The sequence below is a fragment of the Jiangella ureilytica genome, from assembly GCF_004348545.1.
GTDB classification, from domain to species: domain Bacteria; phylum Actinomycetota; class Actinomycetes; order Jiangellales; family Jiangellaceae; genus Jiangella; species Jiangella ureilytica.
Map to the genome: position 1 here is coordinate 117946 of NZ_SMKL01000005.1, position 22804 is coordinate 140749.

Below are 22804 nucleotides of genomic sequence, written 5' to 3' on the forward strand. Positions count from 1 at the left end.
GAGGCATGATCTCCCTCGAGCTGGCCCGCAAGCTGCGCGAGGCGGGCCTGCGCTGGGAGCCCCAGCCAGGCGACCGCTTCGTCATCGCCGACCGCGGCATGGACGACGAGGTCTTCGTGGTCAGCCACATGGTCGTCGACGTGCACGAGTTCCCGTCCGGTGGCCGGGTGCTCGGCTTCAACGGCACCGTCGAGTGGGCGCTGGACAGCGTCGAGCAGGACGCCGCGCTCTGGCTGCCCGGCGAGTCCCGGCTGCGCGAGCTGCTCGGCGGCGCGTTCGTCCGCCTCGACCGCTCCGGCGACGGGTTCCGGGTCACCCTCGACGTGGCCGGGCGCCGGGTCGAGCTCGACGACGAGCAGGCCGAAGAGGCCTACGGCAAGGCGCTGCTGCATCTCGCGACCGGCGCCTGAGGCTCCGCTGACGTAGAGTCTCACCCAACCAAACGGGGGGTGTCGAAACGCCGATTTCGGGGAGACACGAGTCGTGGACGTTCTCGAGTTCATCGCCATCAACCTCTTCAACGAGGTCTCGATCCTCATCGGCGCCATCACGGCCATCGGCCTGCTGCTGCAGCGCAAGCCGGTCGAGGACGTCGTGGGCGGCGCCATCAGGGCCACCATCGGCATCATCATCCTGTTCATCGGCGTCGACGTGTTCGTCGCCGGGCTGGCGTCGTTCCAGGCGATCGTCGCCAGCGCCGTCGGCCTCGACCCGCCGTCGTCGAACAACACGCTCGACGAGTTCCTCGGCACGCACGGCAGCGACGTGGCGCTGGTCATCACGCTGGGCTTCGTGGTGCATCTGGTGCTGGTCCGGGTGCTCAAGACCCGTTACGTCTACCTGACCGGGCATCTGCTGTTCTGGATGGCGGTCGTCATCACGGCGTCGCTGGTGCAGGTCTTCGGCGAGCTCGACCGGTGGCAGCTCGTGCTGGTCGGCTCGGCCGTGGCCGGCTGCTACTGGACGGTGCAGCCGCTGTTCATCGCGCCGATGATGCGCCGGGTCATCTCCTCCGACGACTGGGGCTACGGGCACACGAGCTCGTCCGTCGCGTGGCTGAGCGGGCGGCTCGCGCCCCTGGTGGGCGACCCGCAGAAGCACGACGTCGAGCAGGTGCGGCTGCCGAAGCGGCTGTCGTTCTTCAAGGACGTCACGGTGTCGACGGCGGTCGTCATCGGCCTGATCATGCTGGTCGGGCTGGCCTTCGCCGACGGCGGCGTGGTCGACGAGCAGGCCGCCGCGTACGACCCGGAGATCAACCCGTGGGTGTGGGGCGTCGTCGCCGCGCTGCGGTTCGCCGCCGGCATCGCGATCCTGCTCTACGGCGTGCGGATGTTTCTGGCCGAGATCGTGCCGGCGTTCACCGGCATCAGCGAGAAGGCCATTCCGGGCTCGCGGCCGGCCCTCGACGCCCCCACGATCTTCCCGGTCGCGCCGAGCGCCGTCATGCTCGGGTTCGTCTCGACGACGGCGACGTTCCTCGTGCTCATGGGCGTGTTCGCGGCGGCCGGCTGGTTCGTCCTGGTGCCCCCGATGATCATGTTGTTCTTCGTGGGCGCCGGCGCGGCGGTGTTCGGCAACGCGTTCGGCGGCTGGCGCGGCGCCACGCTGGCCGGGGTCGTCACCGGCATCTCGCTGGCCTTCGGCCAGTGGCTCGGCTGGAGCCTGCTGTCCGACACCGCGCCCGAGCTGGCCACGCTGGCCGACCCCGACTGGTACCTGGTCATCCTGCTGCTGCTCGGCCTCGGCGAGCTGTTCTCCGGGTTCGGCGACAACGCCGTGCTGCTGGTCGGCCTCGTCGTCGTGGTGATCTTCGGTGTCTGGACGTGGCTTCTCAAGCGTCTGCAGCGCCGCGACGACGAGACCCTGGCAGAGTCGGAGGCGGAGCCCGAGCCGGAGCCCGAGCCGTCCGACGAAGAAGCCTCGAGAGAGCGGTGAGTCCCCCGATGTCGCCAGCACCGAACCGCCCGCTGACAGTCCTGACCGTCTGCGGCGTCGGCATGGGCAGCAGCCTGATCCTGAAAATGAACGCCGAGAAGGCCCTCAAGTCGCTCGGCGTCGAGGCGAAGGTCGAGCACACCGACGTGTCGTCGGCGCGCGGCATGAAGGCCGACGTCGCCATCGCCCAGGGCCTGCACGCCGACGACCTCGGCTCGGTGGCGCCGGTGGTGCTCGCCATCAGCAACTTCATGGACGTCGACGGGCTGCGCCGCCAGCTCGACGAGGCGCTGCGGGCGCAGGGCTGGCTGTCGTGACCCACGCCGGCGCCGATCCGGTCGTCGACGCCGTGGTCGACGTCCGGGCGGCCGACTGGCGCGGCGCGGTGCACGCCGCCTGTGCCCCGTTGGTCAGCTCCGGCGCACTGGAGCCGCGGTACCCGGAGCGCTGCATCGCGATCGCCGAGGAGCACGGGCCGTACATGGTGCTGGCGCCCGGCATCGCGCTGGCGCACGCCCGGCCCGAGGACGGCGTGCTGCGGCTCTGCCTGTCGGCGGCCGTGCTGTCGGCGCCGGTCGAGTTCGGCCACGACCAGAACGACCCGGTCGACGTCGTGCTGGCGTTCGGCTCACCCGACGACGCCGCCCACCTGGCGCTCCTGCAGAACCTGGCCGAGCATCTGCTGGCAGGACTGGCCGACCAGCTCCGCTTGGCGCCGGACCAGGCCACCGCGGTGCGGGCGCTGAGCGCCGTCCGCTGACGCGCCACCCCGGCGAAGCGCCGTCGGGGGTGAGGTGAGCGGGCGCTACTCCTCGATGGCGCCGCCGATGGCACGCAGGTGGTCGCGGAAGGTGTGGTCGGGCTCGGCGCGGCGCCGGTCGAGGTAGTCGCCGAAGCGCAGCTGGTCGCGCAGCGTCGTGCCGGACCGGACGAGGTCGGCCTGCCTGCGCTCGGTGTCGCGGATCGCCGCGGCCAGCTCGGTGAGCTCCTCGGCCCGGTCCCACGGCACCGCGACCACCCCGTCGTCGTCGGCCAGGACGGCGTCGGAGCGGGTGACCTCGAACCCGGCCACCGCGGCCCGCACCAGTCCGCCGTCGGCCGGCCGCGGGTCGAGCCGCTGCGGGCCGGTGGGCAGCGCGCCGAGGCTGAACACCGGCAGCCCGATGGCCAGGATGTCGGCGGTGTCGCGGTGCAGGCCCCAGATGACGACGCCGGACAGCCCGGCCGCGCGCGCCTCGAGCACCGCGAGGTCGCCGACGCACGCCTCGTCGCGCCGGCCGCCGTTGTCGACCACCAGCACGTCACCGGGGCCGGCCGACTCGTACGCCTCGAGGAACACGTCGACGCTGCCGACGTGCACGCAGGGCAGCGCCCGCCCAGCCGCCCGCAGACCGGGGCTCACCGGAGGCAGCGGCGCGCACCGCACCGGCACCCCCGCCCGCAGGCACGCGTCGGCCAGGTGGGCGGTCGTCAGATTCTCGAACATCCTCCGACTCTAGAGGTCCCGGCCGGACTCCACGGCCGGCAGCCAGACCCGCATCGTCGAGGGGCCGCGGGAGGCCCAGGAGTGGTACGGGACCAGCCGGATCGGCGCCGGCGTGGTGCCGCCGCCCGCGCCGGAGTCCGGCGCGTACGGCCAGGTGCCGTCACCGTCGTCGGCCAGCGCCCCGACGGCGAGGACCGAGCCGTCGCCGTCGGGGGCGAGTGGGGCCGCCGGGTCGACCCGGACCGCGGCGACGTCGCGGCCGGCCGGCAGGTCGGTGGACTCCGCGCACAGCACCAGCGGGCCGCGCTCGGCGGCGACGGTGCCGCGGAGCGCGTCGATGCGGGGGTCGGCGCGGACCCAGCGCGGTTCCAGGGGCAGCTCGAGCCGGAGCTCGTCGCCGACGGCGAACGCGGCGGTCACCGTCGCGACGCCGGGGCCGACGCGACGGCGGGTGCCGTCCGGCTCGACGAGGACGGCGCCGTCGCCGGCCCATGCGGGAACCCGCACGGACAGGGTCCACGGGACCTCGGACGTCTCCGTGACACGCAGGACGACGGCGCCGTCGGCCGGGTAGCCGGTGCGCATGGCGACGCCGGCGGGCCGGCCGTCGCCGAGGCGCGTCGACACGTCGGCGTCGGCGTACTGGTGCACCTGCAGGCCGTCGTCGTCGGCGGTGACGAGGTAGGCGGCCAGGCTGGCGAACGTGCGGGCCAGGTTGTTGGGGCAGCACGACACGTCGAACCAGGGCGCCCGGACGGCCGACTCCGCCCGCGGGTGGTGCCGGTCGGTCGCCGGCAGCGGGCCGACCTGGCGGCGGTGCAGCGTGTTGACGTAGAAGAAGGACCGGCCGTCGTCGGCGGGCGAGGTCGCGATGACGTTGAAGAGCGTGCGCTCGGCGAGGTCGGCGTAGCGCGGGTCGCCGGTGGCGAGCAGCAGCCGCCACGCCAGCATCACCGACGCCACCGCGGCGCAGGTCTCGGAGTAGGCGCGGTCCGGCGGCAGGAAGAAGTCCTCGCCGAACGCCTCGTCCATGTGCCGCGAGCCCATGCCGCCGGTGATGTAGGTGCGCCTCGCGACCGTTGCCTCCCACTGCCGCACGACGGCGGCCAGCAGCTCGTCGTCGCCGGTCTCGACGGCCACGTCGACGGCGCCCGCGGCGAGATAGAGGGCGCGGACGGCATGCCCGTGGAACGCGTCGGCCTCGCGGATCGGCACGTCGTCCTGGAAGTAGGCGCGGCCGAACTCGATGTCGGCCAGCGTGCCATGGCCGCGGCGGTCGACGAACAGCCTCGCCTGGTCGAGGTAGCGCCGCTCGCCCGTGACCCGGTACAGCTCGACCAGCGCCATCTCGATGACGGGGTGACCGCAGAAGCCCTGGTTGCCGTCGGGCCCGAAGGTGGCGCAGACGTGGTCGGCGGCCCGCAGCGCGACGTCGGTGAGCGGGCTGTCGATGCCCGTGCGCAGCAGCGCGACGCCGGCCTGGATGAGGTGGCCGTAGCAGTAGAGCTCGTGCCCCCACTCGAGGTCGGAGTAGCGTGCGCCCTGTCCGGGATGGCCGAAGGCCGTGCTGAGGTAGCCGTCGGACTCCTGTGCTCGCTCGATGACCTTCGACAGCTCGGCGATCGACTCCGCGGCGAACGTGTCGCCGGTGCGGGCGACCTCCCAGGCCATGCCCTCGATCAGCTTGTAGACGTCGGAGTCGGAGAACTCGCGGCCGCGGCGGTCGCTGCCGACCCGGCCCTCGACGGTGGCGGCGAAGTTGTCGATCCAGCCGACCCGGCGCTCCCAGCCGAGGTTGTGCTCCAGCGTGGCCGAGGCATTGACGGTCTGGCGGCGGCCCCAGAAGCCTCCGGTGATGCGCACCTCGCGCAGTCCGAGCGGGCGCAGCCGGCCGGTGCTCGGCACCACGGGCCGGCCGCCGGAGTCGTCGCGGGTTCCGGCATCGGCGGTCAGGTCGGCGGGCACGATGCATTCACCTCCAGGAGGGGTCGGTGGGACGGCGGGACGGGAGAGAGGCGGGGTCGCGTCTCTCATCCCTTCAGTGCTCCGGACATGAAGCCGCGCACGTAGTGCCGTTGCAGGAGGACGAACAGGATCAGGCAGGGCAGCGCCATGATCACGACGCCGGCCTGGGTGGCGCCGAAGTCGACGGCGCCCATGGTCTGCTGCCGCAGCGTCGCGATGGCCAGCGACAGCGGGTAGCGCGAGCTGTCGTTGATCATGAACAGTGGCGCGATGAAGTCGTTCCAGGCGTGCAGGAACGCGAACAGCCCGACGGTGATCATGCCCGGCCAGACGGCGAACACCAGCACCCGGCGCAGCACGCCGAACGTGCCGCAGCCATCGACCAGCGCGGACTCCTCGATCTCGCGCGGCACCGCCTCGAAGGAGATGCGCATCATGAACATCGAGAACGGCAGCTGGTACAGCGTCAGCACGAGCGCCAGGCCGAACAGCGAGTTCCGCAGCCCGATCTCGCCCATCAGCACCCACAGCGGCACCAGCAGCGTCGCGTACGGGACCATGAGGATCGCGATGATCAGCAGGAACAGCAGGTCGCGACCGGGGAAGCGGAACCGGGCGAACGCGTAGCCGCCCAGCAGCGACAGCCCCAGCGTGAAGATCACCGTGAGGATCGAGACGTACGCGCTGTTCCACAGGTAGGTGGGCAGGCCGGCGTCGTACTCGGTCAGCGTGCGGTAGTTGGCGAAGCCGTAGCCCTCTTGCTGCGCCGTGGCGCCGTGCGGCGACACCGACGCGACGGCGGTCCAGATCAGCGGGATCAGGAACATGATCGCCAGCCCGCCGCCGAACACCCAGAACGACGTGCGGCCGATGGCCTGTTGCAGTCTCATCGGTCGCCCCTCAGTCGTCCGCGCCGCGGCGCAGGTAGCGGAACTGGGCGATGTTGATCAGGAGGAGCACCAGCAGCACGACCACGGACAGCGCTGCGGCCGAGCCGAGGTCGAACCGGCGGAACGCCTCGCGGTAGATCATCATCACCACGGTGGTGGTCGAGTTGTCCGGACCGCCGTTGGTCAGGATGAAGAACTGGTCGAACGCCAGCAGCGAGCCGGTGACGGAGATGATCAGGCAGAGCGCGATCGACGGGCGCAGCAGGGGCAGCGTGATGCGGAAGAAGGACTGCACCTTGCTGGCGCCGTCGACCTTCGCGGCCTCGTACACCTCGTTCGGGATCGACTGCAGCCCGACCATGAGGATGAGCATGAAGAATCCGGCGAACTTCCAGACCACCAGGACGATCGACGAGAACAGCGCCATGTTCGGCGTCCCGATCCAGCGGATCGGCTCGTCGGTGAGGCCCAGCCACTGCAGCACCGGGTCGATGGGGCCGATCTGCGGGCTGTAGAACCCCCAGAACAGCAGCGACGCCGACGCCAGGCCGAGCGACACCGGCAGGAAGTACGCCGTGCGCAGCAGCCCGATGCCGCGGCGGCGGCCCTGCACCAGCAGCGCCATCGCCATCGACAGCACGAGCAGGACCACCACGACGATGACGGTGTACTTCAGCGTGAACCCGACCGCCGGCCAGAACAGCCGGTCGTCGGCGATGCCGGCGTAGTTGTCGGGGAGGTTGATGCCCTGGCCGCCCTGGAGCAGCGGCCACTCGCTGGCCGACATCTGCCCCACCAGCAGCAGCGGCAGGACGAAGAACAGCAGGACGAAGAGGGCGGCCGGCGCCGCGTACATCGCTCCCTGGAACGTCCGTGTGCGCCACCACACCCGGGAGCTCGTGGTCTGGTGCGCCGGCAGGGCGTCGTGCTCCTGCAGGACGGGGCTGGCCAAGCGACGGTCCTTCCTCTTCGGTCGACGGCGTCGGGCTGCGGTCGGGCGGGACGGAGTGGCGGGGCCGGCTGCGGACGGTGCTGCGCGGCCCCGCCACCGCGCCTAGCTCTGCAGTGACGCGTCGACCGCCTCGTTGTCCTGGTCCAGCGTCGTGCCGTCACCGAACACGTAGTTGCGGACCAGCGGCAGCCACGGCCCCTGCGGGTCGTTGAACGTCTCGCCGAAGCGCATCGAGTACGGCGTGCGGCCGACACCGGCGACCTCGTTGATGGTCACCAGGCGCGGGTCCTGATCGGAGTACTGGTTCGACGCGAGGTCGGTGCGGGCCACGACGTCGCGGTTCTGCGCCAGCACCTCGACCTGGGCCTCGTCGCCCAGCGTCCAGGCGATGAAGTTCCAGGCCGCGTCGGGGATCTCGCTGTTGCTGGAGATGCCGACGGCGTCACCGCCGACGAACGTGGACTCGCCGCCGCCGACGCCCGGGATCGGCGCGACGCCGGTCTCGAAGGTGTCGGGCATGAGGCCGAGCGTGGTGGACGGCATCGGCATGACGCCGATGTTGCCCTCGGGGAAGACGCCGGTCCACGTCGGGCCGGCCTCGTCCTGCGTGCCCGCCGCGACGATGTCGTCGTCGACCAGGCCCTTCCAGATGTCGTAGACGGCCTGCGCCTCGGGCTCGGCCAGGAACGACTCGGTGCCGTCCTCGTTCATGACCTCGGCGCCGCTGGCCCAGATGCTCGGCCACCAGGTGAACACGTAGCAGCCGCCGCAGTTGCCGCCGAAGAACGTGCCGCTGACGTCGCCGCCCAGCGCGTCGATGGCGCGGGCGTGCTCGGCGAACTCCTCCATGGTGGTGGGCGGCGCCTCAGGGTCGAGGCCGGCCTGCGTGTACAGGTCCTTGTTGTAGAAGAGGACCGACAGGTCCATGGTGTGCGGCACGACGTACTTGGCGCCGTCCTGCGTACCGACCTCGATGTGCGACTGCGCGAGGTCGTCGGCGAACGGCAGCGCGTCGATGCGGTCGGTGATGTCGAGGTACGCGCCGGCCGTGGTGAACTGCGGCACGAACACGACGTCGAGGCTCAGTACGTCGGGCAGCTCGCCCGCGCCCGCCGCCGTGCCGACGCGCGGCAGGTAGTCGTCGGTAGGGATGACCGTCAGCTCGACCTGGTTCTCGTGGCTGGCGTTGTAGGCGTCGACGAGGCGCTGTGACTGCGCCTCGGTGGCCGCCCGGGTCCACATGGTGATGGTGCTGCCGTCGTCGACCCCCTCGGCGAGGGAGGCCTCGTCGGCGCCATCGCTGCTGTCGCCGCCTGTGGTGTCGGTGTCGTCGCCGCCGTCGTCACCGCCGCAAGCGCTCACCACGAGCGCCAGCACAGCAGCGGTCACGGCCGTCGTCGCCCGTGTCCTGGTACTACGTCGCATCGTCCGTCTCCCGGTGGGACCGAATGTGATGGGAATGCCTCCGTGCCGGCACCGGGTCGGCGGGCCGCGATACGAGTGCTCTGGCCGCGCGAGTACGAAAGTGCCGAAAAGGCTTTCTGCGAACCGTAGGGACTCGACTTCCTCGCGTCAACCCTCCCTGGCATGCGAATTCACCGAACTGAAACGACAGTGCGGCAGGCTCGTTATGAAAACTTGAAAACACCTCTAGGCAGTTTCGGGACACGCCGGTACAGTGAGCCGAAATGTCGCATCGGAGGCACCCAGAGCATGAAACCCGAAGTGCCGTCGCCGGTCTCGCGCAAGGTGACGTTGAACGACGTCGCCCGCCTGGCCGGGGTCTCGGTCGCCACCGCGTCCAAGGCACTCAACGGCCGCAAGCAGGTGCGCGCCGAAACCCGCGCGCGCGTCGTCGAGGCGGCCGAGCAGCTCTCGTTCTCACCGAACGAGCTGGCCCGCAGCCTGCTGGCCGACCGCACCGGCACCGTCGGGCTGCTCACGAACGACCTCGAGGGCCGGTTCTCGATCCCGATCCTCATGGGAGCCGAGGACGCGTTCGGCGCCGACAGCGTGGCCGTCTTCCTGTGCGACGCCCGCGGTGACGCCATCCGCGAGAAGCACCACGTCCAGGCGCTGCTCAGCCGCCGGGTCGACGGCCTCATCGTCGTGGGCAGCCGCACCGACCCGCGGCCGTCGCTGGGCCGCGAGCTGTCCGTCCCGGTCGTCTATGCCTATGCGCCGTCCGAGGATCCCGAAGACCTGTCCATCGTGGTCGACAACGTCGGCGCCGGCCGCAGCGCGGTCGACCACCTCGTCTCGACCGGGCGCTCGCGCATCGCCCACATCACCGGCGACCCCACGTACGGCGCCTCGCAGGAGCGCGCCGAGGGGGCGCTGGCCGCGCTCGCCGACCATGGCCTGTCGCTGGTCGGCGAGGTGCGGTTCGGGTCGTGGACCGAGAGCTGGGGCCGTGCGGCGGCGTCCATGCTGCTCGGCCAGCACCCCGAGCTCGACGCGATCCTCTGCGGGAGCGACCAGGTGGCTCGCGGCGTCATGGACGCGCTGCGGGAGCACGGGCGCACCGTGCCCGACGACGTCGCGGTCATGGGCTTCGACAACTGGGAGATCTTCACCAATGGCGCCCGGCCGACCCTGACCAGCGTCGACATGAACTTCGAGCGTCTCGGTCGCGTGGCGGCGCAGCGCCTGTTCGCCGCCATCGACGGCGAGCCGCGATCCGGGGTCGAGGCACTGGACACCCGCGTGGTGATCCGTGGCTCGACGGTCCCCGGATGACAGGCGACGACGTTCGACGAGAGATACCGGCCACGCCGTTGTTAGCGCTAACAGTCGTGAAGGGGTGATCCGCTGAGCCCGTGCTGATGCGACGCACCGCGAGACACATGATCCGACCAATGTTGTGAGCGTTCACAGATCCTGGGCCGAGTGCCCTGTTCCACCCCAGTTCCCCGATGGAGAGGACACGGTGATGTCGGGACGAACATTCAGAAGTGCCATCGCGGCCGCGGCCAGCGGCGCGATGGTCTGCGGCGGCCTCGTGCTGTTACCGAGCGTCGCCTACGCGGACTCCCACGTCCTGCCGGGCAACGAGAGCGACGTCGGGCTGTACACCAACGGCCTGACCGACACGATGGACATCGGCGAGCCGACGTACCTCAACGAGGACCAGGTGGCGGCCGCGCTCGAGCCGGGGGTGCCCTACACCGCCGGCAGCATGCATCAGTCGATCTTCGAGAAGGACCTCGCCGCCGGCGGCACCGACTACTACCTCGACCGCATCCTCGGGGTCCGGGGCACCGCCGGCAACAACGTCCTGCAGACCCGCGGTCGCACGCTCTACATGCGCGGCGGCAGCCAGTTCGGCACCATGGGCTTCGCCGGCAGCGCGTACGCCGGCGGGCCGAACAACCTGGGCAACTTCTACACGGTCACCGTGCCGGGCCAGACCGTGGCCGAGGTCGGCGCCGAGCGGTGGAACGCCCCGAGCCACGCGAAGGGCCGCTACACCGTCGGCAGCACGGGCGTGGTCGCGGAGCAGACCAAGTTCATCACGTACGACAACGTCGCCGTCACCGCGCTGACGTTCAGCAACCCGGGCGCCGCGCCCGTGACGTTCACCGTCCGGGCGGCCGCACCGCTCGCGACGACGTCGACGTCGGCGAGCGACGAGCTGACCGGCACCCGGACGCTGACCAGTGGCGCCAACAACGGCCTCATCGACACCCCATGGTCGCGGGTGACGATCGGGCTCAAGGCGGCGGGCTTCACGCGCAACGGCACGAACCTCGACCGTGAGGTCACCGTGCCGGCAGGCGGCTCCGTCGACCTGTCCGTCGTCGGTGTGCTGTACTCCGACGCCCTGCCGGACTCGCGGACCAGCTTCTACGACTATGCGGCGCTGCCGCCGGCCGAGGCCGCGCGTACCGCGATCACCGAGTTCAACCGGCGCTGGGCGGCCGACATCCCCTACATCGACGTCCCGAGTGCCGGCGTCGAGAAGGCGATCGTCTACCGCTGGTGGGGCGAGCGCTACAACAGCCTCGACGCGAACGAGCCGGGCTACGTCTACCAGTACCCGACCACCATCGAGGGCGTGAACCTGTACCAGAACGCCGTCGCGCTCACGCAGCCGATGCACCTGCAGGACACGAAGTGGATCCGCAACCCGTACCTCGCCTATGGGCAGATCATGAACATCGGTGAGCTCTCCGGCTCGTCGGCGTTCCTCGACAGCCCCGGCCACACCAGCTGGAACAACCACTACTCGCAGTACCTGGGCACGGCGGGCCTCGAGGCCTACAACGTGCACGGCGGCGGCGAGGAGATCGCGGAGCGGTTCGCCCACTACTTCGAGTGGGACGGCAAGGGCCAGCTCGAGCACTACGACGGCAACGACGACGACCTCATCGCCTACGACACCAACTACATGCCGGGCAACGACGCCGACGCGATCACGTTCGGCTACCCGAAGGTGAACGCCGGTGCCCCCGGCGCGCAGACGATCGAGCGGCCGGAGTCGGCGTACGTGTGGGGCGCGTTCGACGCGGCCCGCCAGCTCTACGCGATGGCCGGGGCGGACCCGGCGAAGGTCGAGGAGATGGGCGGCACGGCCGACGACATCCGCGACTCGATCCTGGGCCGGCTGTGGAGCCAGGAGATGCGGATGTTCCTCGCCGGCACCTCGCACGGGGCGCGTTCGGGCGGCAGCCAGAACCCGCTCACCGAGGCCGAGCGCGACCTCATCCCGGCGAAGGAGTCGAACCTCTACGACATCTACGCCCAGAACCTCATCCCGTTCGACGACCACGAGACCTACGTGGACGGTTACCGGTTCCTGCGCTACGGCGACAACTTCCCGATCTTCCCGTTCTACACGGCCAACCAGTACGACCGGACCAAGTTCGGGATCGGCGGGTCGAACAACTTCTCCAACATCAACTTCACGGTCCAGTACCGCGCCGTCCGGTCGGCGTTGCGGCACTACGACCCGGAGCAGAAGTACGTCACGCCGGAGTACGCCGCGCGGCTGCTGAACTGGATGGCGTGGAGCATCTACCCCAACGGTGACGCCCGCGTGGCCAACCAGGCCGAGTACTACTCGAACTGGAACCCGACGACGCGCACCTACAACCGCAACAACCAGAACCACATCATGCTCGGCAACATGAACTACATCTACGTCGAGGACGTGGGCGGCATCCAGCCCCGGTCCGACGACAAGATCGAGCTGTGGCCGATCGATCTCGGCTACGACCATTTCATGGTCAACAACCTGCGCTACCACGGCAAGGACGTCACGATCGTCTGGGACGAGGACGGGTCGCACTACGGCCTGGGCGCGGGCTACTCGCTGTTCGTCGACGGTCAGAAGAAGGCCACCGCCGACGCGCTGGGCCGGTTCGTCTACGACCCGAACTCCAACGAGGTCGTCGAGTCCGACGAGGGCCTGACGGTCACCGTCGCCTCCGCCGAGGGCGCCGAGCTGCCCACGGCGGTCGACACCGCCATCGAGGACGAGCGGGTCGCGTCGTACCTGCGCACGGCCGGTATCGACCTCGCCGAGGACGCGCCGAACCTGGCCGACGGTGCCGAGCTGTCGTCGTCGTTCACCCAGCAGGGCGTCCGACCCACGCCGTGGCGGCAGTTCCACACGCCTGGCTGGTCCGGCTCGCGGAACTCGACCCCTGGCGCGATCGACGTCACCGAGCGCCCGGTCACGCTCGAGGCCGTGACCGACGGCGTCACCGTCAACGAGCCGTACTGGGGCAACTACGGCACCACGGAGCCCGGCGGCCACGTCGAGCTCGATTTCGGGGAGCCCACCCGGTTCGACAACATCAAGGTCTGGTTCGTCAGCGACCGCCAGGCCGGCGGCTACCGCGAGCCGCAGCGCTACACGATCCAGATCCCGGACGGCAACGGCGGCTGGGTCACCGTGCCCGACGCCTACAAGTCGCCGAAGATCCCCGGTGCCAAGTTCAACGAGGCGCTCTTCGACGCCGTCACGACCGACCGGGTGCGGGTGGCCTTCACGAACACCCCGTCCTTCTACACCGCGATCTCGGAGATCCAGGTCTTCGACTCCGGCCGCGAGGTGCCGGACGTGGTCAACGACCCGCCGACGGTGACGGTCACCGTCGACCGGTCGCGCGACGGCAACCTGTCGACGAACCTCATCGGCGCGATCACCGACGACGGCATCCCGGACACCGGCGAGCTGACCTACGGCTGGTCGACCGTCTCGAAGCCGGACGGCGCCGGGGTGATCTTCGGCGACGACGACGCCCTCAGCACGTCGGTCACCGGCACCATCGCGGGGACCTACGTGTTCCGGCTGACGGCGTCGGACGGCGAGCTGACCACGCAGCGCGACGTCGAGGTGCAGCTGACCGAGAAGGCGACGTCCGCCGAGTTCGGCGCGCTGGCCACCATCACCACGAGCGGCAGCGCTCCGTGGGAGAACCCGCTGCGGGTCAACGAGTCGACCACGCCGGCCAGCTCCAGCCCCGGTGCCGGCAACGGCTGGGGTTCGTGGGGTCAGCCGGCCAACGGCACCAGCCCGGCCACCACGGCCTGGATCCGGTACTCCTGGAACTCCCCGGTGCTCCTCGGGTCGACGGACATCTATTGGTACGACGACAACGGCGGCACCCGGATGCCGCGGCCCGACACCTATGTCGTCGAGCACTCCACGGACGGCCAGACCTGGACGCCCGTGACGCTCACCGGCAGCTCGACCTACGCCGGTGCGCTGACCCGCAACGCCTACAACCACCTCGACTTCGAGCCCGTCACCACGAGCCATCTGCGCATCCGGATCTTCGGGGTGCAGGGCAGCGGCGCCGGGACGGGTGTGCTGCGGTGGCGGGCCAACGGCGACACGATCAGCGAGGTGGATCAGCCGGTGCTCATGCGGACGGTGGTCGGTGAGGTCCCGACGCTGCCGGCCACGCTCGACGTCGAGTACTCGAGCGGTCCGCGGGGGTCCCTGCCGTTCACCTGGCAGGAGATCACGCCGGAGATGGTGGCCGAGGCCAACGTCGACCCGTTCGTGGTCTACGGCACGAACACGACGTACGGGCTCATCGCCGAGGCGCGGATCTACGTGCGGCCGGAGAACTCGCCGGGCGGCATCTCGATCCAGGGCGCCGAGCAGTTCGAGCAGTCCGTCGACGTGGGCGAGCTGCCGCACCTGCCGACGAAGGTCGAGGTGTCCTACAACGACGGCTCGCGCGACAACCAGGCGATCGGCGTGGACTGGGACTTCAACCCGGCCGTCGTCAACACCCCGGGCACCTACACGATCACCGGCGACCTGATCCTGCCCGACTACGTGGGCGACGCGGGCACCACGTCCACGACGCTCCTGCTGACGGTGGGTGACGGCGGCACGCCGCCTGTGGTCACGGTGACCAGCCAGGCACGGTGCCTCGGGCGGCGAGCCGTCATCGAGGTCCGGGCGACGAACGGCGAGGCGGTCGAGCTCGACATGACGCTGCAGACGCCGTACGGCTCCCGGCAGCTGGACGGCATCGAGCCCGGCTCCGCCGCGTCCCACATGTTCGCCACCAAGCAGGCGAGCATCGCCGCCGGCCAGGTGACGGTCACCGGCATCGACGCCAACGGCAGGACGGCACGAGTGGTGCAGCAGTACCCGGCGACCACCTGCGGGTAGGCACCGGCCGGCACCACCCTCTCAGCCCTCGGGGCGCAAATCCTGCGCCCCGAGGGCCCCTGGCCGATCCCCGAAACGTCAGGAGACACCCATGACCAGCACCCGACGCCGCAGCCGGCTCTCCCGCAGTGGGCCGGCTGCCGTCGCCGCAGCGCTCGCCGCCTCCCTGCTCGGTCCCGTCGCCCCGGCGGCCGCGGCCGATCCGTACACCTTCACCAACACCGAGAACCCGATCCTGGGCGACGGCAGCTACTACTCGGCCGACCCCGCACCCATCGTGGTGCCCGCCGGCACGCCGGGCAACGCGACCGGCGAGGACCAGCTCTACATCTTCACCGGCCACGACGAGGCCGGCCCGACGCGCAACGACTTCATCATGAACGAGTGGGGCGCCTTCGTGACGTCGGACGTCGACGCCGGCGAGTGGACACACCACCCGTCGCTCATGCGCCCCGAGCAGGTCTTCAGCTGGGCCACCCCGGGCCGCGCCTACGCCGGTCAGGTCGTGCGCGGCGTGGACGGCCGCTACTACTGGTACGTCCCCGTCCACGAGGCCGCGAGCCCCGCCAGCGACAAGTTCGGCATCGGCGTCGCGGTCTCGGACACCCCCACCGGTCCGTGGACCGACCACGTCGGCGCGCCGATCATCTCGCAGCGGGTGCCGACGGCGAACACCATCCACAACATCGACCCGACGATCCTCGTCGACGGCGAGGCGCCGAACCAGCGCGTCTACGTCTACTGGGGCAGCTTCGGCAACCTGCGCATGCTCGAGCTGCAGCAGGACATGAAGACTCCCATCGGCTCGGTCCGCAGCGTCAGCGGGCTCACCGGCTTCTTCGAGGCCGCGTGGATCTTCAAGCGCAACGGCGTCTACTACATGGCCTACGCCGGCAACAACGCCGGCCCGACGTCGCCGTGCACGCCGGCCAACTACCACGCCTGCATCGCCTACGGCACGGCCACGTCACCCACCGGGCCGTGGACGTACCGCGGCCGGATCCTCGCCCCGGTCTCGTCGACGACCAGCCACCCGGGCATCCTCGAGTTCGACGGGCAGTGGTGGCTGGCCTACCACACGGCCGACGCCGTGGGCGGCAACCACTTCCGCCGCTCGGTCGCCATCGACCGCCTCGAGTGGGACGACACCCAGACCCCGGCCCGCATCACGCCGGTCGTCACGACGCCGGCGAAGGTCAAGGACGTCACTCCGCGCGCGAACGTCGCCCAGGAGGCCACGGTCACGGTCTCGAACACGCCGGTGCCGACGCAGTACTGGGTGAAGGCGCTCAACGACGAGATCGTGCGGCCCAACCCGCTGCCGCCGGACATGTGGGGCACCTGGACCGGCAACAACCCGCCGCAGCAGTGGGCCCAGTACACCTGGGACCGGCCGGTGCGGCTGACCGGCTCGCAGATCGAGTTCTGGAACGACCAGCCGCAGGGCACCGGCGTCGGCGTCGCGGCGCCGGCCTCGTGGAAGATCCAGTACTGGGACGCGACCGGCGACGGCCAGTGGCGCGACGTGCCGAACCCGAGCGGCTACGGCACCGGCACCAGCGGCTTCCAGAACACGACCTTCGACCCGGTCACCACCACGCAGGTGCGGGCCACGTTCAACGGCTCGACCAACGGCCAGACGTACTCCGCCGTCGCGGTGGAGGAGTGGAAGGTCCTGGCCGAGCAGCCCGCGTCGGTCACGCCGCCGGCGATGACCGTCGAGGTCGACGAGACGGAGCTGCCCGGCACGGTGCCGGTGACGTTCCAGTCGTCGGGCGAGACGCTGCAGATCCCGGCGTTCTGGGATGCCGTGGAGCCGGCGGACGTGGCCGCGCCCGGCACGTTCACGGTCGAGGGCTCCGTCCTCGGCTACGCGGGCGGACGGCTCACGGCCACCGTCACCGTCATCGACCCGGGCGACACCGAGGGCGACGAGACGGCGCCGACGGTGACGCTGAGCCCGAGCGGCAGCGCGGGCAGCGCGGGCTGGTACCGGTCCGACGTGCGGGTGCGCATCGCCGGCGCCGACGACCGCGGCGGCCGGGTCACCATCGAGTCGGCGGTCGACGGCGGCACACCGGTCGTCGCCGGGCCGGTGCGCTACACCGACGTGACCGTGGCGGGCGACGGCCAGCACACCGTGGTGGCGACGGCCACGGACCGCGCCGGCAACACCTCCGACGCGGCGAGCCTCGCGGTGCGGATCGACCGGGTCGCCCCGGTCAGCACGGGGACCGTCGACCAGGCACGCCGGTCCGTGGCGATCGTTGCGACCGATGCCACGTCCGGCCTCGCGCGCATCGAGTACGCCATCGGCACGGGCGGGGCCTGGACGCTCTACACCGGCCGCCCGGTCAAGGCGCCGGACACCCAGCGGCACCAGGTGTTCTTCCGCGCGACCGACGTCGCCGGCAACGTCGAGACGACCCGGTCGGCGGTGATTCCCGCCGACATCTCCGGGCCGCTGACCGGCAACGTCGCACCGCTGGGCACGGCGACCGCGTCCTACACGGCCGGCTGGAACGCCGTCGGCGCCCTCAACGACGGTCTCGACCCGGCCAACCCCAGCCAGGCGCAGATCTGGGGCACCTGGTCCGGCACGCGGCCCGCGACCCAGTGGGCCCAGTACACGTGGTCGCGGCCGATCCGGCTGACCGGCGCCGAGATCAAGTTCTGGCGCGACCAGCCGCAGGGGACGGGCGAGGGCGTGGCCGAGCCGCAGACCTGGGTCCTGCAGTACTGGGACGGCGCCGGCTGGGTCGACGTGCCGAACCCGTCGGCGTACGGCACCAGCTCGACCGCCTTCAACACGGTGACGTTCGCGCCGGTGACCACCGACCGGCTGCGCGCGTCGATCTCCGCGAGCGGCAACGGCACCACGTTCTCCGCGGTCGCGGCGACGGAGTGGCGGGTCTTCGCGGACGACCCGGGCCTGCCCAGGGTGCCGGTGAGCGCCACGGCGCAGACCCGCTGCCTCGGCCGCACGGGGTTCCTGGACGTGCGGGTCACCAACGACCATGACGCCCCCGTCGACCTCCGGATCGAGACCGCCTACGGCGTCCGCTCGTTCCGCGACGTCGCACCGGGCGTGGTGGTCGACCAGTCCCTCGCCGCGCGCACGTCCCGGGTGCCCTTCGGCGACGTGACGGTCAGAGCCACGGGAGTCGTCGACGGTGAGGAGGTGGTGACCGAGGTCTACGCCGACTACGACGCCGCTACGTGCGGCTGATATCCCACACCAGCCGGGCCGGTTCCGTCCAGATCAGCTGGACGGAGCCGGCCCGGCCTGTAAGGGGAGCACGCCGCCGTGGTGCAGGCGGACGTCCTCGGCCTCGCCGGCGCCGTCGGCGAGGCGCAGGTCCGGCAGCTCGCGGGCCACCGCCTCGAGCATGAGGCGGGCCTCGAGCCGGCCCAGGGACGCGCCCAGGCAGAAGTGGATGCCGTACCCGAAGGCGATGTGCTGGGCGACGTCGGCGCGGTGGATGTCGAACACGTCGGGGTTCGAGAAGACCTCGGGGTCGCGGTTCGCGCCCCACAGCGACAGCCCGACCCGCTCGAACGCGGGGATCGTGTCGCCGGCGAGCGTGATGTCGCGGAACGTGAACCGGGGCGGCACGATCTCGACCGGCCCGCGGAAGCGCAGCGCCTCCTCGACGACGGCGCTCGCCAGGGCCGGGTCGGCGCGCAGGTCGGCCCACTGGTCCGGGTGGGTGAGCAGCAGCCGGATCGCATTGGCGATGACGTCGACGGTGGTCTCCTGGCCGGCGATCAGCAGCAGCTGCACCATGGCGACCAGCTCGTTGCGGTCGAGGGCGTCGCCCTCGGCCTCGAGGGCCACGAGCCCCGAGAGCAGGTCGTCCCGCGGCTCCACGCGGCGGCGCGCGGCCAGCTCGTCGATGTAGCCGGCGAACGCCAGCGTGGCCGAGCCGTCCCAGTCCGACGCGGACACGATGACCGCCGACCACTCGCGGAACCGGGGCCGGTCCTCGTCGGGCACGCCCACGAGCTGCGCGATGACGTTGACGGGCAGCGGGTCGGCCAGGTCGGTGACGGCGTCGAAGCGGCCCAGCCCGCGGGCGTGCGCGACGAGGTCGGCCGCCACGCCGGCGATCCACTGCTCCATGCGGGCGACGGTGCGGGCGGTGAAGGCGGTGCTGACGAGGCGCCGCAGCCGGGTGTGGTCGGGCGGGTCGAGCGCGATGAGCTGGCGCGACGAGATGTGCTCGGTCGGGCTCGGCTCGTCCCAGGGCGACACGTCGCGCTCCTGGTGGCGGTGCACCTCGTGGCCGATGTCCGGGTGCTGCAGGCCCTCGAGGACGTCGGCGTGGCGGGCGACGATCCAGAACCGGTTGCCGGCGGGGTCGTACTGCGGGACAGGCCGGCCGGCGGCGCGCACCCGGGCGTAGAACGCGTGCGGATCGCGGCGTGTCTGCGGCTCCCACAGCTCCATGGGCCCGAACTCGTCAGTCACTGAACCGCCTTCGGTGAGGTCGTCCAAAGAGTACGGGGGAGCCCCTCCGCCCGGCGCTCGGCCGGACGGAGGGGCTCCCTTGGGTGGTGCGTCAGACCGCGAGCTCGGCCCGCACGGCCGGGCTGGCGGCGGTCGAGACGAGCGTGTCCTTCTGGTCCTCGGTCAGCAGGCCGAGGCCGACGAACTCGTCGGCGGTCCTGGCGACCGCCGAGACGAACGCGCCGTGGTTCTTGAACGGCGCGTTGTCCCACACGACGTCGAGGAACGTCAGGCCGTCGGTGCCCGGCTGCGGGATGCCGGCGACCGGGACGTCGTACTTCGGCAACCCGTCGTTGCGCTTCACGTTCGCGATGCCGGTGTCGATGCTGCCGAAGACGATCTGCGGCTCCACGCGACGGAAGTACGCCGAGTGCGCCTGCGTGTCGCCGACGTACCACGGGCGCAGGTTGAACCCGTGCGTCGTGAACAGCTGGTCGCCTGCGGCGCTCCGGCCGGCCGACGTGATGGCCGTCCTCGAGTAGTCGCCGTCCAGCTTGAGGTGCGGGTAGAGCGTCAGCTGCCGGTAGGTGCCGCCGCCCGGGTTGCCCAGGATCGGCATGAGCAGCGGGCCCCACATGATCGACTGGGTGTCCGGCCGGTCGATGGCCCGCTCGATCCGGATGCTGAATGGCAGCGTGACGTCGACGACGTCACCCGGACGCCAGGTGCGGCGGATCGTCGCGTAGGTGCCCGGGTCGGCGGCCTGCATCGGGGCCGGACGGCCGTTGACGCGGATCGTGTAGCCCTTCGTCGCCCAGGCCGGGATGCGCAGCTTGAGGTCGAACAGGCCACCGCCGCTCTGGATGGTGACCCGGGTGCTGTCCTGGCGCGGGAACGCCGTCTCCTGCGAGACGACGAGGCCCTTCTCCGCCCACGTCACGGTCGACGACACGAACAGGTTGACCCAGAGGGCCGAGCCGTCGGCGGACTTGAAGTACACCGTGTCCTGGTACTTCGTGTGGTTCTCGACGCCCGTGCCGCCACAGCAGGTGCCCGAGTTGCCGTACGACCGGTTCGCACCGGGCGTCAGCGGCTGGAAGTAGGTCACCTGCGGGTTGCTGGTGGTCGTGGTGTCCGCCCGCGAGCCGGCGATCTGGTTGAAGATGGCCCGCTCGTAGTAGTCCATGTAGGCCGGGTCCTGCGTGTGGAAGAACAGGTTCCGGGCCAGCTTGGACACGTTGTAGATCGAGCAGGTCTCGGCGCCGCCCTGGGCGATGGCGTTGGCGATGTTGTCCCGGTTCTGGAACATCTCGATGTTGTTGTTCGAGCCGGGGAAGTTGCCGCCGGTGCCACCGTGGCTGAACATGCGGTGCGGGACGATCCAGGTGAAGAAGTGCTTCGCGGCGTCGAAGTAGTCCTGCTCGCCGGTCTGCTCGAAGATCCGCATGTAGCCGGTGAAGTTCGGCACGTGCATGTTCACGTGCAGCCGGGCCGGACGTCGGCGGCCGATCTCACTCGGGTTCGTCACCACGAGGATGTCGCGGTCCTCGACGGCCGCGTCGAACAGCGACTCGCGGTTGTCGAAGAGCTTGGCGGTCTCGAGGTGCTGCTCGTCGCCGGTCAGCGCGTAGATCTCCGGGAAGATCTCGTTCGCGCCGCCCGCCTCACCCGCGATGTAGGTGTCCCACATGTAGTTGAGGTCGCTGCGGGTGATCGGGCCCGTGTACTGCGGGTGGTTCTTGTCGCCGACGGTGAGGGCCAGGTGCGCCCAGTTCGCCATCTTGGTCACGACCTCGAGGGCGGTCTGGTTGCCGGCCAGGTAGTACGCGTCGAGCAGGCCGCGCATGATCTTGTGCTGGGTGTACCAGGGCGCCCACACGTTCGTCTCGAGGTTGCTGCCGTAGACGGCGAAGCGCGGCGGCGCCAGGCGGATGACGGCGTCCTCCGGGATCGCGCCGAGGTAGCCGGGGTAGACCGGCTTCCACAGGGGCTGGTTGCCGCTGGGCACCGGGACGATGCCGGCGGCGCGCCCGTTGGGCGAGGCGTCGAGCAGCGAGGGGCCCTCGGTCTCGTCGGCGCGGTACCAGGCGATGTTGCCGCCGGTGGTGCTGCCCGCCGCGGAGGTCTGCAGCGACTGGATCTCGGCCACGCTCAGTGCGCGATCGAAGATGTGGAACTCGTCGATGCTGCCGTTGAGGACCGGGTCGCCGTACTGCGACCGGCCGATCCAGACGTTGCCGGGCGCGCCCAGCGAGGTCGGGTTCAGCGTCATGTTCGAGTTCGTGCCGGCCACCGCGCCGTTGACGTACAGCGTGCCGACGTTGTCGGCGAGGGTGACCGCGAGGTGCACCCACTGGCCGGTCGGGATCTGCGCCGTGCCGTTGATCTGCTGCTCGCCGCCGCTGCCGCTGACCGTGATGGCGAAGCGGGGGAGGTTGCCGCTGGCCCGCGCGGTCAGGAACATGTTGGCGGTGGTGCCGGTGCCGAAGTCGAAGATCCGGCTCCAGCTCTGCGCCGCGGCGAGGTTCACCCAGGTCGCGACCGTGAAGTCGGTGAGCTGCGAGACCGCCTCCTGGGGCAGCCGCACGTACTGGGCGGCGCTGTCGCCGTTGAGCCGCAAGGCATTGCCGAACTTGCCCGGCACGCGACCGATGACCGGCTCCTCGGGCTCCTCCGGCTCCTCGCCCGGGTTCTCCATGCGCGCGGTGATGGCGGCCTGGCAGGCGGCCAGCTCGGTGACCATCCAGTCGAGCTTGGTCTTGAAGACCTGCTCGCCGCCGTCGGCGTAGGCCTGGGCGAGGGCGCTCAGGTAGTGGCCGGCCCAGTGGCCGCTCAGCAGGCCGCCGTTCTCCCAGCCGCCGGGGTTCGACACCCCGGGCGGGTTCGGCCGGCCGGCCTGCTGGTTGAAGAGCACGAGGAAGCGACGCTCGTCGAACGTCTGCAGGAACGCCTTCATGCGGTCGCGCTTCTCCTGCAGCAGACCCGTCCCCAGCCGGACGTCGTTCGGCCAGAACGGCCGGACCGGGGCGTTGCTGCCCGCGCCGACGTACGGCGCGGCCGTCGCGTCAGCGGCCGTACCCGTGGTCTCCGCCGCTGCGGCGGCGGCACCCGGAATGGCCTGCGATGTGGCGACCGCGGCCGCGCCGATGGCGGATGCGCGCACGAACGTGCGGCGGCTCAGGCCTGGCTTCTCGATGGTCATGCTTCGTTCCCTTCATTGCGAGCTCGGCACTGTGGGTGGTCGTGACGACCCTGATGGCTGTGTGTTAGCGGTAACATTGACCGCCGGTCGCCTCCCTCCTCTTGCACCGTTGCCCGGGTGCGGCGGGCCTGTGTTGTCTTCCGGCCGGTGAGCGTCAGAGACGGCGACCCAGACTGGGTCCGGCGGGTCGGAAAGTACTATGCCACATTTGACACGAAAGTGGTGGGCCTCACAAGAGGGAGCAGCCAGCGGTGTGCTCCGGCGGGGCCGCCCGCCGCCGGC

At 70.8% G+C, this 22804-nt stretch carries 14 protein-coding genes; 7 read left to right on the forward strand and 7 right to left on the reverse strand.

Features of this window, described 5'->3' with window-relative positions:
* Nucleotides 1-5: 5 nt before the first annotated feature.
* The 4 genes from E1212_RS03620 to E1212_RS03635 all read left to right on the forward strand — a co-directional run bounded on the left by E1212_RS03620 (nucleotide 6) and on the right by E1212_RS03635 (nucleotide 2698).
* On the forward strand, nucleotides 6-410 hold the full coding sequence (locus tag E1212_RS03620; RefSeq protein ID WP_131979234.1) for a pilus assembly protein CpaE: 405 nt from the start codon (nucleotides 6-8) through the stop codon (nucleotides 408-410).
* 73 nt (nucleotides 411-483) lie between these two features.
* Nucleotides 484-1938 carry a PTS ascorbate transporter subunit IIC gene (locus E1212_RS03625; RefSeq protein WP_131979237.1) on the forward strand — a complete coding sequence of 485 codons (1455 nt, stop codon included), beginning with the start codon at nucleotides 484-486 and terminating at the stop codon, nucleotides 1936-1938.
* Nucleotides 1939-1946: 8 nt separating this feature from the next.
* On the forward strand, nucleotides 1947-2255 hold the full coding sequence (locus E1212_RS03630; protein WP_131979240.1) for a PTS sugar transporter subunit IIB: 309 nt from the start codon (nucleotides 1947-1949) through the stop codon (nucleotides 2253-2255).
* Nucleotides 2252-2698: a PTS sugar transporter subunit IIA gene (locus E1212_RS03635; protein ID WP_162605290.1), complete on the forward strand. Its 447-nt coding sequence runs from the start codon at nucleotides 2252-2254 to the stop codon at nucleotides 2696-2698. Before E1212_RS03630 ends, E1212_RS03635 begins: the two co-directional genes overlap by 4 nt.
* 45 nt (nucleotides 2699-2743) lie before the next feature.
* Here E1212_RS03635 and E1212_RS29880 read toward each other — a convergent pair whose 3' ends face one another.
* The 5 genes from E1212_RS29880 to E1212_RS03655 form a co-directional block, all read right to left on the reverse strand.
* Entirely contained in the window at nucleotides 2744-3424 is a 681-nt protein-coding gene (locus tag E1212_RS29880; protein WP_203416310.1) for an RraA family protein, read from the reverse strand.
* 9 nt (nucleotides 3425-3433) lie between these two features.
* Nucleotides 3434-5389, reverse strand: coding sequence for a glycoside hydrolase family 127 protein (locus tag E1212_RS03640; RefSeq protein ID WP_203416312.1), 1956 nt, complete (start codon nucleotides 5387-5389; stop codon nucleotides 3434-3436).
* Nucleotides 5390-5454: 65 nt separating this feature from the next.
* A complete protein-coding gene (locus E1212_RS03645) occupies nucleotides 5455-6279 on the reverse strand; it encodes a carbohydrate ABC transporter permease (RefSeq protein WP_131979243.1) in 825 nt (274 codons plus the stop codon).
* 10 nt (nucleotides 6280-6289) lie between these two features.
* Nucleotides 6290-7231: a carbohydrate ABC transporter permease gene (locus E1212_RS03650; protein ID WP_203416314.1), complete on the reverse strand. Its 942-nt coding sequence runs from the start codon at nucleotides 7229-7231 to the stop codon at nucleotides 6290-6292.
* Nucleotides 7232-7333: 102 nt separating this feature from the next.
* Nucleotides 7334-8656 carry an ABC transporter substrate-binding protein gene (locus tag E1212_RS03655; RefSeq protein WP_131979246.1) on the reverse strand — a complete coding sequence of 441 codons (1323 nt, stop codon included), beginning with the start codon at nucleotides 8654-8656 and terminating at the stop codon, nucleotides 7334-7336.
* A gap of 288 nt (nucleotides 8657-8944) precedes the next feature.
* Here E1212_RS03655 and E1212_RS03660 point away from each other — a divergent pair, with 288 nt between their 5' ends.
* The 3 genes from E1212_RS03660 (at nucleotide 8945) to E1212_RS03670 (ending at nucleotide 18099) form a co-directional block, all read left to right on the forward strand.
* Nucleotides 8945-9970 (forward strand): LacI family DNA-binding transcriptional regulator, encoded by a 1026-nt coding sequence (locus tag E1212_RS03660; protein ID WP_131979249.1) that lies wholly within the window; start codon nucleotides 8945-8947, stop codon nucleotides 9968-9970.
* Nucleotides 9971-10163: 193 nt separating this feature from the next.
* Nucleotides 10164-14870: an Ig-like domain-containing protein gene (locus E1212_RS03665; RefSeq protein WP_203416325.1), complete on the forward strand. Its 4707-nt coding sequence runs from the start codon at nucleotides 10164-10166 to the stop codon at nucleotides 14868-14870.
* A 91-nt stretch (nucleotides 14871-14961) separates the two neighbouring features.
* Nucleotides 14962-18099: a family 43 glycosylhydrolase gene (locus tag E1212_RS03670; RefSeq protein ID WP_131979252.1), complete on the forward strand. Its 3138-nt coding sequence runs from the start codon at nucleotides 14962-14964 to the stop codon at nucleotides 18097-18099.
* 33 nt (nucleotides 18100-18132) lie between these two features.
* Here E1212_RS03670 and E1212_RS03675 read toward each other — a convergent pair whose 3' ends face one another.
* Both E1212_RS03675 and E1212_RS03680 read right to left on the reverse strand, forming a co-directional pair.
* A complete protein-coding gene (locus E1212_RS03675) occupies nucleotides 18133-19341 on the reverse strand; it encodes a cytochrome P450 (RefSeq protein ID WP_131979255.1) in 1209 nt (402 codons plus the stop codon).
* 91 nt (nucleotides 19342-19432) lie between these two features.
* A complete protein-coding gene (locus tag E1212_RS03680; protein WP_131979258.1) occupies nucleotides 19433-22522 on the reverse strand; it encodes a beta-L-arabinofuranosidase domain-containing protein in 3090 nt (1029 codons plus the stop codon).
* Between the last annotated feature and the right edge of the window lie 282 nt (nucleotides 22523-22804).